12 protein-coding genes are annotated in these 14798 nt (G+C 64.3%); 5 read left to right on the top strand and 7 right to left on the bottom strand.

From position 1 onward, the window contains the following. Position 1 precedes the first annotated feature (1 nt). The 6 genes from tssG to tssB form a co-directional block, all read right to left on the bottom strand. Positions 2-1027: a type VI secretion system baseplate subunit TssG gene (gene tssG, locus BT125_RS01355; protein ID WP_072404624.1), complete on the bottom strand. Its 1026-nt coding sequence runs from the start codon at positions 1025-1027 to the stop codon at positions 2-4. Continuing rightward, the gene (gene tssF, locus BT125_RS01350; RefSeq protein WP_072404622.1) at positions 991-2781 is read right to left on the bottom strand and encodes a type VI secretion system baseplate subunit TssF; all 1791 of its coding nucleotides are present in this window, start codon (positions 2779-2781) and stop codon (positions 991-993) included. Before tssF ends, tssG begins: the two co-directional genes overlap by 37 nt. Further along, positions 2765-3208: a type VI secretion system baseplate subunit TssE gene (tssE, locus tag BT125_RS01345; protein ID WP_072404620.1), complete on the bottom strand. Its 444-nt coding sequence runs from the start codon at positions 3206-3208 to the stop codon at positions 2765-2767. Before tssE ends, tssF begins: the two co-directional genes overlap by 17 nt. Positions 3209-3221: 13 nt before the next feature. Further along, a complete protein-coding gene (locus BT125_RS01340; RefSeq protein ID WP_046063980.1) occupies positions 3222-3719 on the bottom strand; it encodes an Hcp family type VI secretion system effector in 498 nt (165 codons plus the stop codon). Between the two features lie 206 nt (positions 3720-3925). Next, the gene (tssC, locus tag BT125_RS01335) at positions 3926-5407 is read right to left on the bottom strand and encodes a type VI secretion system contractile sheath large subunit (protein WP_060741946.1); all 1482 of its coding nucleotides are present in this window, start codon (positions 5405-5407) and stop codon (positions 3926-3928) included. 30 nt (positions 5408-5437) lie between these two features. Further along, positions 5438-5998, bottom strand: a complete 561-nt coding sequence (gene tssB, locus BT125_RS01330; RefSeq protein ID WP_072404618.1) for a type VI secretion system contractile sheath small subunit — start codon at positions 5996-5998, stop codon at positions 5438-5440. A 223-nt stretch (positions 5999-6221) separates the two neighbouring features. Here tssB and BT125_RS01320 point away from each other — a divergent pair, with 223 nt between their 5' ends. From BT125_RS01320 to tssA, 5 genes are read left to right on the top strand one after another with little or no spacing between them, the layout of a single operon-like run. Then, a complete protein-coding gene (locus BT125_RS01320; protein WP_072404613.1) occupies positions 6222-6686 on the top strand; it encodes a type VI secretion protein in 465 nt (154 codons plus the stop codon). 52 nt (positions 6687-6738) lie between these two features. Then, on the top strand, positions 6739-8070 hold the full coding sequence (gene tssK / locus BT125_RS01315) for a type VI secretion system baseplate subunit TssK (RefSeq protein WP_072404611.1): 1332 nt from the start codon (positions 6739-6741) through the stop codon (positions 8068-8070). 18 nt (positions 8071-8088) lie between these two features. Further along, positions 8089-8853 carry a DotU family type IV/VI secretion system protein gene (locus BT125_RS01310; RefSeq protein WP_072404609.1) on the top strand — a complete coding sequence of 255 codons (765 nt, stop codon included), beginning with the start codon at positions 8089-8091 and terminating at the stop codon, positions 8851-8853. Next, on the top strand, positions 8850-12674 hold the full coding sequence (locus BT125_RS01305; protein ID WP_072404607.1) for a type VI secretion system protein: 3825 nt from the start codon (positions 8850-8852) through the stop codon (positions 12672-12674). Before BT125_RS01310 ends, BT125_RS01305 begins: the two co-directional genes overlap by 4 nt. Further along, positions 12671-13747, top strand: coding sequence for a type VI secretion system protein TssA (gene tssA, locus BT125_RS01300; protein WP_072404605.1), 1077 nt, complete (start codon positions 12671-12673; stop codon positions 13745-13747). Before BT125_RS01305 ends, tssA begins: the two co-directional genes overlap by 4 nt. Here the strand turns inward: tssA and BT125_RS01295 are convergent. Continuing rightward, complete coding sequence (locus BT125_RS01295) at positions 13744-14697, bottom strand: 2-hydroxyacid dehydrogenase (RefSeq protein ID WP_072404603.1); 954 nt, start codon at positions 14695-14697, stop codon at positions 13744-13746. The two genes, tssA and BT125_RS01295, sit on opposite strands and share 4 nt — an antisense overlap. Between the last annotated feature and the right edge of the window lie 101 nt (positions 14698-14798).

Here is a 14798-nt window from a genome sequence, read left to right as displayed (position 1 = left end):
TTCAGGCGATCTCCGGCTGACGAAGGCGGGTTTCGATCCTTTGCACGGCCAAGCTCGGCTGGCGTTGCAGGCCGCCGTTCCAGTTCAGCCGTGGCGCTGCCTGGCGACCCAGTTGCAGCGGGCCGGCACCGCGAACCAGCAGCACCAGGGTGCAGTCCAGGTCGGGGCCGAAATACAGAGCGTAAAGGCTGGCGAGCAGCGGATGGGTCTCGCCGGTGGGCAGCAATCCGCCGGCCTGGGACGTGCTCAGCGGGCCGAGGGTCAGGCGCACACCGGCATGTTCATCCCAGACCCGGGTGCCGGCCACCGCGTTGCGGCCCAGGCGCAAGTTGCGTCCGCCCGGTTGCAGGCGGCTGCGACTGGCCGGCGGGATTTCACGCCAGCCGCCTTCGTAGGCGCTCAGTTCCACGGGTAAGCCGAACTGCTCGCGAACAATCGCCGCGAACCCGTCCAGGGAGCGCCGGCCATCGGCGTACAGCGCGGTGCAGGCCAGGACCGCCGAGTCGGGGGCGGCCTGGCGCTCTTGCAAGGCCTTGGGCAGCAGGCCGGTCAACGCTCGCAGTTGCGCATGTACGGCGGACGCGGCTGGGGCGGTGAAACCGAGGGCGATGCGATGTTTGCGCATCACCTTGTAAAGCAGGCTGAGCAGGCGATGCTGGAACAGGTCGAGGAATTGCGCCGGGGCGTGATCCTTCGCCCGCGCTCGCTGTTGCAGCCATTCCTGGTAGGCGTAGGGCAGCGGGCCGTCCGGGCCACCGAGGCCGAAGATCGGTGTGGTCAAGGTGGGCGGCAAGCCGGGTTCGTGGTCCAGGCTCTCGACTTCACTGGCGGCGAACAGCGGCGTCAAGGGCCCGCGCAGGCGCAAGGCCTCGGCGTGCGGCGCGGTGCCGCTGCCCAGGGGCTCGGCCTGGGGGTATTCGCGTTCGAGCAACAACAGCGCCTGGAGCCATTCGAAGCGTTGCGGATCGCGTCGCAGTCGCTCGCTCAGGTTCAGAGCACCAGGGGTTTGCCGGCTTGGGGTTGCCATGTCATCACCTCCTTGTCGGACTGGACCAGCACAGTGCGCACGAAGCGGTTGGCGGTGGCGTAAAGGGAAAAGAACTGCGCCAGCACACCGGAGAAGAGCACGGCGCTGCTGCCGACAAAGTGTTGCGGATCCAGTTGCAGGCGCACCTCCAGGCCGTTGCGCCAGCCACGCCAGGCATCTTCGCCGACATGGGCGATGACGCGCTCGCAGCCCAGTCCCGCGACCCCTTCGATCTGGCGGTGGGCGCTGGCCTCGTCCCGCAGGTTGTGCAATTGGAGAATCTCACGCAGTGCGTCCAGTGCCTGGGGGCCTTCGACCAGTGACAGATGGTTGAGGGTCAATTGCGACACCAGCCGCCAGCGCGATTCACCGTCCAGGCGTGGCAGGCTTTGCGGGCTGGGTGGGTTGCGCAGGCGCGCCCAGGCCACCGGTCCCGGGCGCTCGAAACCCAGCGGCGTACCGGCCGGCAGGCTTTGGGCCAGGTGGCGGTTGGTGCACAGCAGTTCGGCGGTGAGGCTGTAGTCGCGGGTGTCGGCCAACGGGTCGAACCGGGTGTCCACCAGGCTGACCATCAAGTCGGTACCCAGCCGGTTCGGGCTCATGCCGCTGACCCGGCGCGCGTGCCAGTAGCAGGTTTGGTCGCTGCCATGCTGGCTGCCGTAATAGGCCGGCACTTTGCGCACGCCCTGACCGGAGATGGCGCGCATGCCTCGGATGCTGTGGATCTCGACGCTGTTTTCCCGGTGACTGTCGGCCACCAGCCGGTACTCGCTGCGGGTGCCATCCGGGCGCAGCGGCTCGGACGTGCGGGGGAACAGGTTGATCACCGGCGTGCAACCGAGGGCGATGTCGCTGGCCTGGAGCGGCAGGCGACTGCTGGGCGCCCGGTCGAACACGATGTACAGGTACAAGGCCTGGCTGTCGCTGGTGGCGCCGGCCAGGGGCAGGTCGAAGAAACCGAATTTATCCGGGAAGGCAAAGTACTCGGCCAGCAGGCGCATGCCAGGGTGCACGCCGTCCTCGTCCGGTAGCAAGACTTGGTCGCTGGCGAAGCCGACGATCTGCGGCAAGCCGGCCAACGGCTCGGGCACGCTGCCCGGCGCGCCGGCCAGGACCTTGATGGCGTGAGCGCCCAGCAAATCGTACAGCCCGGCGTTGATCATCGGTGACGCCGCCAGGTGCACCCGTAGCGAGTCGATCCCCAGTGTTGACCACTGGCTTTCCCCCAGGCATCGCAATTCCAGGCGCAAGGCCGAACGGGCCTGGACCACCCCGGTCAGCGCCTGGGTCTCATCGCTGCCCAACAGCAGCGCTTCGCTGACGTGGACTGGCCACAGATGCACGGCGGCCGTGGTGCGAAAGTGAATACTCTGGCCTGTGTCGGTGGTGACGAACAGCGGTGTGTCGCGGGGCAGCGGGTAGCCCTCGTTCAAGTTGCCTTTGCTCGGGTCGGGCTCGAACTGCACGATGGCGCACGATGGCAAGGGCCGCATGGCCAACGGGTAAAGCTGTTCGAGCAGGGCATCGCTGAATTCGGCGTAATCGTCGTCCAGCCGCCGTTGCAAGCGTGCGGCCAGCAGGGCGAACCCTTCCAGAAGGCGCTCGATGTGGGGGTCGGGGCATTCACCGGGGGACAGTTCCAGGCGCCGTGCGACCTTGGGATAACGCTCGGCGAACAGGCTCCCGGCGTGACGTAACCAGGTCAGCTCGCGTTGGTAATAGTCCAGCAGTTGTGGGTCAATCGAGTCGCTCATGGCGTACCTCCAGGCCGTCGCCGGCGGGCTCGATGACAAAGGCCACGGGCCATGCGTGGAGGTCGCCGCGCAGCTCGCCCGACAGCCGAATACACAGTTGCTGCGGATGGCCTGGCACCGGGCAGACCTGGACCTCGCCCAGACGCAGGCGAGGTTCGAAGTGGGTGATGGCCTGGCGGATTTCCCGGGTCAGTTGGCGGCGGTCATCGCTGCGCTGCTGTTGCAGCGCGGTCCAGTCGGCGATGCCGTAGTCGAGGATGCTCGGCGGTTCGGTCAGCGCCCGTGGGCCGCGTCGGGTATTGAACAGGCGCGACAGTTCGGCATGCACCGAGTCTTGCAACGCCTGTCGATCGAATGCCCGCCCGATATCGTCCGCCGGGCTGGCCAGGCGTTCGAACAAGGGCGGGCGCAGCCCGAAGCCAGCCATGGACGCGGCTGCCTTACTTGGTCATTTTGTTGGCGGCCAGGTCCCACGTCGTGCCCGCCGTGCCTTCCTTGGTGCCGTCGTCTTTCTGCGCGGTAAGTTCCCATTTGATCTTGGTGAAGTTCAGCGACAGGGTTTCCACCGGTTTGCCGCCAGTGCCGCCGCTGACACTGACGTTGGACAGCACGACATTCGTCAGGGTGTAGATGATGAAGGGCATGAGTTTGCCGCTGCCTTCGGCGGCGTTGCGGCCGATGGTGATGACGGCTTGCGGGATTGGCTTGCCGGCACAGCAATACTCATTGAGGGTGGGGGTGGAGCTGTCGACGAATTTGGTCAGGGTGAATTCGCCGATGTGGGGCCGGCCGGAGGTGCGCTCCGAGTTGCTGACGTCGTTGGTGACCTGCATGGCCACGTTATGGCTGTAGGACATGACCTCGATCTTGTCCGTGAACCCCTCCAGCAGGCTGTCGCCCTTGATGTCGCCGCCGAGGTCGAGAATGATTGCATCCATTGTGTGGAACTCCTGAAGTCGAGTGGGGTGTTACCCGATACCGATCCGTTAAAGACGAACGCTGAACCTGTGGCGAGGGAGCTTGCTCCCGCTGGGCTGCGCAGCAGTCCTAAAAACAGGGCCGCTTCGCGCCCCAGCGGGAGCAAGCTCCCTCGCCACATAGCCACATAGCCACATAGCCACATAGCCACATAGCCACGCAGCGGTCAGGCAGCTACCGGCGGCGGCAGGGTCGCCACCAGGCGGATCGAGGCGGTCAACTCCTCCAGTTGGAAGTGCGGCCGCAGGAACACCGTGGCCTTGTAGGCGCCGGGCTTGCCGGCCACCTCCGTCACGTCCACCCGGGCCTCGCGCAATGGGTACTGCGCCTTGATCTCTTGCGGCGCGTTGTCGTTGATCAGCACGTAGTCGGCGATCCAGTTGTTGAGGTAGGTCTGCACATTGTCGCGGGTCATGAAACTGCCGACCTTGTCGCGCATGATCACCTTCAGGTAATGGGCAAAACGCGAAGCCGCGAGGACATACGGCAACATCGCCGAGATGCGCGCGTTGGCGTTGGCCTCGTTGGTGTTGTAGACCTTGGCCTTGTTGGTGGTCTGGCCGCCGAAGAACACTGCCACGTCGCTGTTTTTCTTGTGGCACAGGGAGATGAAGCCCAGGTCGTTGAGTTCTTTTTCACGGCGGTCGGTGATCGCCACTTCGGTCGGGCATTTGAGCGACAGGTCCCCGGAGCTGGTGCGGAAGGTATGGGCTGGCAGGCCTTCGACCGCGCCACCGCCCTCGGCCCCGCGAATCGCCGCGCACCAGCCATATTTGGCGAAGGCTTCGGTGATGCGTTGCGCCAGCGTCCAGGCGGCATTGCCCCACAGGTACTTGCTGTGGTCGGTGCCGTTGACATCTTCGACGTAGTTGATGCCTTCCACCGGCAGCGTGTCCGGGCCATAGGGCAGGCGCAGCAGGAAGTGCGGCAACACCAGGGACACGTAGCGCGAGTCTTCGCTTTCCCGGAAGGCGCGCCACTTGATCAGCTCCTGGCTCTCGAAAATCTTCGACAGGTCCCGGGGGATCGCCAGTTCGGTGAAGCTGGTCATGTCGAACAACCGCGGGCTGGCAGCGGCAATGAACGGGGCGTGCGCGGCGGCGGCGACGTTCGAGAGTTTTTCCAGCAGGCCGATGTCCTGCGGATGTCGGCCAAAGGTGTAGTCACCCACCAGCAGGCTGAACGGATGCCCGCCGAAGGTGCCGTATTCTTCCTCGTAGATTTTCTTGAACAGCGCGCTCTGGTCGAATTCGACGGCCTTTTCCAGGTCGTTCTGCAGTTCTTTCTGAGTGACGTTGAGCAGGCGTAATTTCAGCCGGGTGCTGGTTTCGGTGTTTTGCACCAGCAAGTGCAGGCCGCGCCAGGAGGCTTCTAGTTTCTGCAGGTCGGGGTGGTGCAGCACTTCGTTGAGCTGGGCGCTGATCAACTCGTCGATCTGGCTGATGCGGTCGTTGATCATCGCCACCGTGTCCTTGTCGATGGCCATGCCTTCGTCGAGGACCTGGGTGGCGAATTCGGCCAGCATGTCGCGGGCGTAGTCTTGCTGGCTGTCGTCGTGGGCCATGCGGCCTTCGGCGATGATCTTGTCCAGCAGGGACAGGGTCTGGGTCGTGCTCTCGCTGGTTTGAGCGCTGGATGAAGCGGGCATGGCGTTATCTCCCTTGAATGATGCGCGCGATCAGGCCTGTGGTTCGGCCGGGGCAGGGTCATCGTTGGCGGCGACGGTCGGCAGCTCCTGCGTCGCGTCCTGGGGCCGGGCCGACTTGATCTCCTGCAAGCCCTCGGTGTTGGCGATCACGTCACGCAGCAATTTGTCCAGATCATCGTTGCCGTCGAGCTTGGTCAACAGATCCCGCAGGCGCTGGCGCGCCTCGAACAACCGACGCAACGGCGTGACCTGCTCCACGACATTGACCGGGTCGAAGTCGTCGATGTGCCGGAAGTTGAGCTCGATGTTGAGCTTGCTGTCGTCGCCGCTGAGGGTGTTGTTCACCTGCAGCGTGGCGCGGGGGGAGATGGAGGCGAGCACCTCGTTGAAATTGTCCCGATCGATTTCCGTGAAGCGCCGCTCATTGAGCTTGGGCAGCGGGTTCAAGGGCTTGCCCGAGAGGTCGGCCAGAATGCCGACCACCAGTGGCAATTCCTTTTTCTCGATGGCGTTGCCGATTTCCACGTCGTAGGTGATCTGGACGCGGGGAGGACGGACTCTGTCGAGCTTGTGCTGGGTACTTTCTGCCATGGCGGCCGACTCCGATGCATGTGTGGGAGCAATGCATCGGGAGTCCCGCTCATCGCATTCCCTTGCTGATCCGCAGGTTGCAAATGGGGGCAGAAAACCTGTCATTCCCTTGACGAACCTGGTCCATTCAACCGTGTGGGTCGAACTATCCAAGACGCTAGAACAGGTCTATAAAAAAGCAAGCAAAAACAATTTTTGACCGCTGAGAAAAGGAAGATTCATTTTGCGTGGTTTTTTTTATGGATTTTTTTTGAGCCTGGCACTCACCGGTTGCTCGCTCTTTGCCCCCAGTGTCGACCTGGACAGCCTGACCTTGGACGTCGCGCCCCGGGCCAATGACGACACCCCGATCGCGGTGGATTTCATCGCCGTGAACGACCCGGACCTGCTCAAGCAGCTGTCGGGCATCACCGCCAGCCAATGGTTCGCCGAGCGCGAACAGTTCCAGCGCGACTATCGTCAACTCATGTCGGTATGGGGGCTGGAGCTGGTCCCGGGGCAATTCATCGACCGCCAACCCTTCCCATTGGAGGGCCGGCGTGCCGCTGGACTTTTGGTCTTCGCCAGCTATAACACTCCCGGAGCCCACCGGCTTCGGCTGGACGATCAGCGCAAGGCCTGGCTGAAGTTCGACAGTCGCGAGATGACCCTCGTCAACGATGGCCAGCGTGATGACAGTCAACCTTGAGTAAACCGCGGGCCGCCATGGGCGGTGCCATTGGGATGTCGAAGGGAGTCGTATGAGTCTGTTACCTGACGCGGTGTGCTGGCATGAGGGCATGCAATTGCTGCCCCAGCATTTTCAATTGCAGGGGCTACGTGCCGAGGCCTTGGCCGCGCATTTCGCCGGGGCCTGCAACCCTTGGTTCTGGGGCGTCAGCCAGTTGGACGTCGACCCGTCGGCCCTCAGCGCCGGCCAGGTACGGCTGCTGCAACTGCAAGGAACCTTGCCAGACGGCTTGCCGGTCAACCTGCAGGCCGGCGTCGGGCCGACCCTGGAGTTGGACATCACCGAGGCCATTGACAAAACCACCGACGCCACCGTGACCGTGTACCTGGCCGTCAGCCCACTGTGGCGCGCCGGGCAACTGCTGCCGCTCAAGGGCCGTTTGCAATCGGTGGTCGGCGAGGCGTTGCCGGATCTCACCAGCGGTGAGTTTCCCGAATCGATCACGGTCTGGCGACCCAACCCGAGGTTGTGCACGCAACTGAGCAAGGCCGATTCGATCTGCCTGCCGCTGCTGCGCATCCGCAAGGAGGGCGGTGGCTTCTGGCGCGTGCCCTACACACCACCAACGCCGGTCCTGTTGCCGGAATCGGTTCTCGGTCGTCGGGTCGCCGGGGTGTGTGCCCGGGCCCGGGAAAAGTGCCTGTTCCTCGCCGGTCGCTTGCGTCAGGCCCAGGCGGCCGGCAACCAGGACGATGCTGTGGAGATTCGCCGGCAATTGACCGCCTTGTGGGCGCGCTTGCCGGAAGTCGAAGGGGCGCTGAACACCCGGGTGGCGACGCCCCAGGCACTCTACGGTTTGTTGCTGGGGCTGGCCGGGAGCTGGTCGGCCCTTGATCCGCTGGCGGGCGTTCCGGCCTTCGCACCGTTGGATTTTCTTGAATTGCAGCGTGGCTACGAGCCGTTGCTGGATTGGCTGGAAAACACCCTGGAGCTGGTCCGTGCCGGCTATCGCAGCCTGGCCTTCGAGCGCAACGAGCAGGTCTTCTCGATCCAGTTGCCGGACGACCAGCCGGATCAACGCCTGGTGATCGGCCTGCGCATGCCCAATGGTGCCAGCGAGCAGGCGGCGTCTGACTGGTTGCGCGGGGCGATCATCGCGTCGGCGCGGCACGTCCCGCTGCTGAGCCGACAACGCATGAGTGGTTTGACCCACCAAGCCATGAGCCGCAACGAGCAGGTGGCCTACAGCGTCGGCGACGACACCCGTTTGTTCGTGGTGGCCGCGAGCGGGCAGTGGTTCGACGGGCAATTGCCGCTGCACATCGTGGCGCCGGCATCGGCCCAGGCCAGCGGTCCGTGGCAGGTGGTGTTGTTCGTGGCGCAAGCCAGTGAAAGTGCCTGATCGCAAAAGGGGAGTCGTATGCCTGACGGAAGTGGCGGGGCGGTTCGGAGTCTGCATGAGGCGCCGCTGAGCAGCGCTTTTCGCCAAGCCTGGCTGAAGTGGTCCCAGGAATGGCAAGACTTGCCCAAGGACAGCGACCCCGCGGTATTGGTCAACCGGGTGGTGGAGTTTTCCGGGCGTAGCGCCCAACGCCTGTGGCGGGTGGCCTTCGCCACCGTCGGCGATGCGGCCACCGAACAGGTCAAGGCGCTGGTCTATGCCTTCGTCGCGCTGGTGGACGAAACCCTGCTGTTCAGCCCTTGGCCCGGACAGCTGGCCTGGCAGCAGCACCCCCTCGAATCACGCATGTATGCCAGTCGCCAAGCCGGCGAGCGCTTGCCGGCGGCGATCAAGAAATTGCTGGACGAGCAGATGCCCGGTACCCGGGACCTGGCGAACGTCTACTTGCAGTGCCTGATCTTGGGGTTCCAGGGGCGATTGCGGGGCGAGCCCGGCCAGGTCCAGCAGGCCAAGTGGCGCGCGGCGCTGTTCACCTTCGCCTGGCAATACGATCCTGATTACGTCGACGTCAGCCAGCGCCTGGCGTTGGCTGCGACAGCGCCGCCAGTGCGCATGCCGGTGCAGCAGTCGTTGCCGGACGGTTTGCGCCTGGGGCTGGCGATCCTGGCGATGGTGTTGTTGCTGACCGGCTTGGGGCAGGTGTTCTGGCGTGACATCCGTTTGGAGCTCGAGCCGGTGTTGCAACTGAACGAGTCGGCGGTGGTTCAGGAGCAGGATTCATGAGCACCCTGAGCATCGTTGCACTGGTGTTGATCGCCATCGTCGTGGTGCTGTTGATCGCGGCCCTGATCTGGTGGCTGCGGACCCAGGGCGGGGCGGCGATCCGCAGTTTCTATGGGGCGGTGCGCCACATGGAACAGGAGCAGGGCACCCGAGACCGCTATCAGATGCCCTGGCTGATGATGCTCGGCAACGAAGCCGACGGTGCCCAATTATGCGCCCAGTGGCGCTTGCAACCGACCGACAAGGCGGCCTGGTTCGGGCGCTGGTTTTGCGATGCCGAAGGCGCGGTGCTGGTGGTGCCCCAGGCGTTGTTCCTGCCCGATGAAGGCATGAACCGGCAACGGGGCAACTGGTGGCGCCTGCTCGGGCTGATGTTGCGCTTGCGCAACAAGCGACCATTGGATGCGGTGATCTGGACCGTGCCATTCAGCACCCTCGATGACATCGAGCACACCACCGCGCTGAGCCTCAAGGTCCGGCGCTGCTTCATCGACCTTCTGCAGCGCTTCGGCCTCAGCCTGCCGGTGTACGTGGTGATGACCGGAATGGAAGAACTGCCCGGGTTCCAGGAACTGGTCAGTGCGCTGCCCGCCGAGGCGCGGGAGTCAATGCTGGGCTGGTCGTCGCCGTATTTGCCGGATGCGGCGTGGCAGTCGCAATGGAGTGATCAGGCCCTGGACCAGGTCAACGCCGCGCTGTCGCAGTCGATCATCGAGATCGGTGCGCTGTCGGGGCAACTGGGCACCGACCTCTATGGCTTGCCGGAGCGTTTCGAAGGTTTGCGGCGGGCGTTGCAGATCCTGCTGGAGCCGGTGTTCCAAGGCAACGCCCAAGGCGAAGCGCCGCGTTTTCGCGGGGTGTATTTCACCGCCAGCCAGGCGCCGGCCGCCAGCGGCGACGGGTTGACCGCCGCCGACAGCGCACAGCGGCAAACCGTGTTCGCCCGGCAATTGTGGTCGCGGCGGTTGGTGGCCGAACGTGGCCTCGCCCAGCCTATGCCACGGCTGTTGCGTTTGCGCCAGCGTGGGCATCGGTTGGCCGCGGCGGTGGCGTTGGTGGTGGGCCTGGTCTGGCTGGGGAGCATGGTCTGGGTCTGGCACGATTCGGTGGAGCAAGCCGAGGGGTTGTCGCGGTTGATCCTCAGCGCCCATAAGAATCACCTCGTGGTCGACCCCGACGAACCGCAACTGGAGCCGACCCGGCACAACGTGCAGAACTACTGGAACGTGTTGGAAAAAGCCCCGCGCTGGCGCTTCGTCTCGGTGGTCTTTCCCACCTCGTGGTTCTCTTCGGTGGACACGCAACTGGAGAATGGGTTGCGCCTGACCGCTCGGCATCATTGGATCTTGCCATTGCGGGATCTGTTGAACGCAGACCTGGAGCAACTCAAGTCCATCCGCAACACCGAGCGACGGGGCAACGTCGAGAGTGAAGACCCGGCGCAATGGCAGAGTTACGTGAAGGCCAAGGCACTGGTGGACCTGGCGGTACGCCTGGAGCAGCACAACCAGATGTTCAGCCAGGTGGTGAACGACCCCAAGGCGCCGCTGGACGAACTGGTGCAACTGAGCAATACCGCGTTGTCCCTGGGACTCAACACCGGCACCTTGAGCCGCGCACATTTCTACAACCGGGTGCTGTTCGATGCCCAGAACAGCGATTTGAAAGGACTGGACCTGAACGCCGCGCGCCCGGTGATCTCCGATAACTTCACTGGCCTGATGCAGCGCTGGCTGGACCATTACTTCCTGGCAGACAACTTTGTGCGCCAGGCCGGTTACCTCAAGCTGCACTTGCAACAGCTGGAGGCCGGCAGCGGCAATTCCTTGAGCGAACTCGAAGACCTGATGGCGCTGATCGACGATTTGCAGACGCTGGTCAGCCTGACCAATTCGGCCTGGGGCCGAGGCAAGGGCCAGGACCTGGTACCCGGCTACAGCCAGATGCTGGACAAGGTCAGTCACAGCGCCTTGCTGGGGCCGGATATCGAGCAGGACCTTCAGAGCCAGGCGGCGAAGTTGCAGCAGAGTTTTCGAGACCAGTGGATCGTTCAGACCGGCTCCCGGGACAACCTGCTGGTGCAACAGGGCAGCGGGCTGCTGGTCTTGCAGGATCATGTCACGGCGCTGGACGGTGCGGTGCAGGCGCTGTTCAAACGTGATTTCGTGGCGTTGGCCATGCAGAAGGATCCGTCGGACAGCAACCCCGATGCGATGGGCCAGGGCGATGGCAGTGATGATTTCAGCGTTGCCCTGAACTACTTCGCCAGCTACAAGAGCTATGCCAGCGAAGAACTGCCGCGCATTCCGCCGGATTACCGTGACGCGCTGATGCAGGCCGCCGAAGGCGCGGCCGCACGGGCCATGTGGTTGAGCCTGGATGAAAGCGACGCGTCGTTGCCCGGCATGGGTTTCAATGTGCAAACGGCCCAGGCCGTGGCGCTGCAGAAAGCCTTCATGGATGTGCACCGCGGCGACCTGGCGATCCGTTTCCAGCGTCTGCTCAATCGGCGGGCATTGGCGCAGATCAAGAGTGGCCTGGACGAAATCGATGCCCAGCCGCTGTTCAGCCAGCGGGCCGATGTCCAGCGCTGGGACGGTTCGAAGAATTTCGGCTTGCAACTGTACGGTGCCAGCGATCCACAAGACTTGAAGCTGAGCCTGAGCCAGCAATTCGGCGTGATGCTGCAGGTCGCCGAACAGCGAATGCCCGCCCTGGAATGGCTGATCGTCCAGCAGGACAATCTGTCGGCCCTGGAGCACGACCAGGTGGCGCGCTTCATGGCCCTCAACGATGAATTGCTCAAGTACAAGAATCAGAACCCGGCCAGCTCGGCGGCCCAATTGGAGCAATTGGTGAGCCGGGACTTCATTGCCATGGACACCACGTCCTGTGCGCAGATCTTGCAGACCTCCAGCCTGCCCAGCGGACGCGGTGACCTGGCCCAGCGCACGGTCGCATTGCAGCAGGGCGCCCTGCAACGGTGCCTGTACCTGCAACAGAACCAGGCGGCGACCGCCTGGAATGACTTGGCCAACTATTTCAATCAATACTTGGCAGGGCGCTTTCCGTTCGCCCAGGATGTGCGAGCCAGCGATGCCGACCCGGCGCGGGTCCGGCACCTGCTGGAGCTGATCGACACACGCCTGCCCCTGGCCCAGGCCGGGCTGGTGTTGAGCCAGACGCCGGACCGCCTGGCGGCCGAGGATTTTCTCAACCGTTTGAAACAGGCCGGCACCTGGCTCGGGCCGCTGTTCGTGCGCGACAAGAGTGGCATTCTGGGGGTGGAGATGGACGTGCGCTGGCGGACCGATCGTGATGAAGAGCGCGGCGCTGACCAGGTGATCGCCTGGAGCCTGGACGCCGGCAACCAACAGATCAGCTACCCCGGCGGCGGCCAGCAGAACCTGCGGTGGATGGTCGGCCAGCCCGTGCGCCTGACCTTGCGCTGGGCCCGCAACGGCTACCAGCGTCCGGCCAACGATCCGTTGCAACCGAACCTGGTGGTGCGCGACCTGGAGGCCGGCTGGGAGTACCAGGGGCCGTGGTCATTGCTGCGCCTGATGCACGCGCTGGGGTCGGCCCAGCGCCAGCCGAATGTCGACTACACCGATTTTCCCCTGGCCCTGCAACTGCCGGTCACTGCCCAGACCCAGGCCCGCACGGCGGAACAGACACTGATGTTCGTGCGCCTTTCGTTGATGAGCCAGGGCTCCAAGCTGCCGTTGTCGATCCCGCCGCTGCCGACGCGGGCCCCCCGTTCACCTTTCACGGCGACTTCATCAAACCCCGCCATTGCCACCCGTGAGGAGGGCCTGTGAGCGTGCCGATATCACCTTTGCCCGAGTTGGTCACTCAGTTGCTCGAGCCGATCAGCGCCGAGTCGCCCTGTGGCCCCGACCTGCGCTACGAGCCGGAATACGACCAACTGCGCGAACTGCGCCGGGAGGACGACACCAGCTTGCCCACTGGTGTGTGGCAGTCTTCGATCAAGCGCGCCCTGTGGCCGGATCTGGAACGGCTCGCGACCACGCTGCTGCTGGAACGCAGCAAGGACTTGATGATCAGTGCCTGGCTGGGGGAGGCCTGGTTGCATAGGGCTGGGCTGGAGGGGTTGCCGGGCAGCCTGGCGTTGGTGGCGGGGTTGTGTGAGCGCTATCCGGAGCAGTTGCATCCCCAGGCCGATGAAGGCGACCAGTCGTGGCGAGTGATTCCGTTGGAGTGGCTGGCCCGTCGCTACAGCGAAGTGTTGCTGACGCGGGTGCCATTGCTCGATGGCCGGGACCCTGTGTTTGCCAGTTTCTGCCTGGACGACTGGCAACGCTTGCAACGTCAGCAAGTATTGGGCAACGACAGCAAGAACGCCAAAGCGTCGGCGGAAGCGGCGCGCAGCGACCAAAAAAAGCTCAGCGAACTGATTCGCAGCACCCCCTTGTCGTTCTGGTTGCATCGCCAGGGCAGCCTGATGTTGAGCCTGCAGCACCTGCAACGGCTCGAAGCCTGGAGCGACGCTTACCTGGGTAACCTGGCCCCGGGCTACAAATCCCTGCAGGACGTGATTCAGGCGTTGCTGACACTGGTAGAGGAGTTCATCGCGATGCACCCACAGCAACCCACCGTCGTGCCGGTGCAAACGTCTCCGGCGCCGACGTCGACGCCCCAGCCACAGGCGGCTGCCCAGGTCTTCCAGGAGCCGGCCAATCGTGAAGAAGCCTACCGACAGCTGCTGGTGATCGCCGGTTACCTGGCCCGTACCGAGCCCCATAGCCCGGTGCCCTATCTGATCCGGCGTGGCGTGGAGTGGGGCAACAAGCCGCTGAGCGAGCTGCTGGGTGAGCTGATCAGTGCCGATGCCGAATCCCGGCGGTTGTGGACCCTGCTGGGGGTGCTTTAAAGCTGCGCGTCGGGTAGCGGCACCGGCGTCAACACCGGTTTTCCGGCAAAGAACGCGTTCAGGTTCTGGCCCACCAACTCCACCGTGCCACGCGTCGCTTCCGGCGAAAGGCCGGCCACATGGGGCGTCAGTACGACGTTGGGCAGGTTTTTCAGCGCGTCCGGCACTTCGGGTTCGTGATCGAACACGTCCAGGGCCGCGCCGGCGATCCGTCGCTGTTCCAGGGCGCTGATCAGGTCGGCGGTGGCGACCACACTGGCGCGGGCGATGTTCACCAGGAAACCATGGGGCCCCAGGGCGTCGAGAGCCTGTTTGTTGATCAACTGCCGGGTATCCAGGCCGCCGGGCGTGGCGACGATCAGGAAGTCCGAGGCCCGGGCCAGTTCCGTGGGCGTGGCGCAGAAGGTGTAGGGCACGTCGTTGCGCACCCGGCGATTGTGGTAACTGACGCTCATGTCGAAGCCGAGGGCGGCGCGCTGGGCGATGGCCATGCCCACCGCGCCCAGGCCCAGCACGCCCAAGCGCTTGCCGGCCAGGGAAGGGCGCATGACCTTGGCCCACTCGCCACGGCGCACACTCGCATCGGCCCGAGGGATGTCGCGCACCAACGCCAGCAACAGCGCCATGGCATGGTCGGCCACCGACGAGGCGTTGACCCCAGCGCCGTTGGTGACCACGATGCCCCGTTGGCGTGCGGCCTGCAGGTCCACCTGCTCGTAACCGGCACCGATCACGCAGATGATTTGCAGGTTGGGCAGGGCGCCGATTTCTTCCGCCGTCAAACCCAGAGGGCCGCGGGTCAGTACTGCGCTGAAGCGTTCACCGTGTTCGAAAATCGCTGTCTTGCGTTCGGCCGGCGTGGGCGCCAATTCCAGGTGGTAACCCTGCCGCTCGAGTATCGGCAGGTATTCATTGACGGTTTCAACCAGTACCAGAACGGTTGCGGTCATGCTGGGCTCCTGTGGGCGCTGGATCGATTGCGGGTATTCAACCTGATTGTAGGAGCCGGGGGCAGGGGGGCTTGGCTTTTTATGTGCATTTCGATTGCAGG

The sequence above is a fragment of the Pseudomonas sp. NFACC04-2 genome (assembly GCF_900119265.1).
Taxonomy (GTDB): Bacteria; Pseudomonadota; Gammaproteobacteria; order Pseudomonadales; family Pseudomonadaceae; genus Aquipseudomonas; species Aquipseudomonas fluorescens_AA.
The sequence above is the reverse complement of the archived record's forward strand: the minus strand, read 5'-3'. Positions and strand labels throughout refer to the sequence as shown.

Coding starts and splice junctions, on each gene's coding strand:
- BT125_RS01310 (WP_072404609.1), top strand. CDS start 8,089: ATGCCTGACGGAAGTGGCGGGGCGGTTCGGAGTCTGCATGAGGCGCCG.
- tssC (WP_060741946.1), bottom strand. CDS start 5,407: ATGCCCGCTTCATCCAGCGCTCAAACCAGCGAGAGCACGACCCAGACC.
- tssF (WP_072404622.1), bottom strand. CDS start 2,781: ATGAGCGACTCGATTGACCCACAACTGCTGGACTATTACCAACGCGAG.
- BT125_RS01295 (WP_072404603.1), bottom strand. CDS start 14,697: ATGACCGCAACCGTTCTGGTACTGGTTGAAACCGTCAATGAATACCTG.
- tssG (WP_072404624.1), bottom strand. CDS start 1,027: ATGGCAACCCCAAGCCGGCAAACCCCTGGTGCTCTGAACCTGAGCGAG.
- tssB (WP_072404618.1), bottom strand. CDS start 5,998: ATGGCAGAAAGTACCCAGCACAAGCTCGACAGAGTCCGTCCTCCCCGC.
- BT125_RS01305 (WP_072404607.1), top strand. CDS start 8,850: ATGAGCACCCTGAGCATCGTTGCACTGGTGTTGATCGCCATCGTCGTG.
- BT125_RS01340 (WP_046063980.1), bottom strand. CDS start 3,719: ATGGATGCAATCATTCTCGACCTCGGCGGCGACATCAAGGGCGACAGC.
- tssE (WP_072404620.1), bottom strand. CDS start 3,208: ATGGCTGGCTTCGGGCTGCGCCCGCCCTTGTTCGAACGCCTGGCCAGC.
- tssK (WP_072404611.1), top strand. CDS start 6,739: ATGAGTCTGTTACCTGACGCGGTGTGCTGGCATGAGGGCATGCAATTG.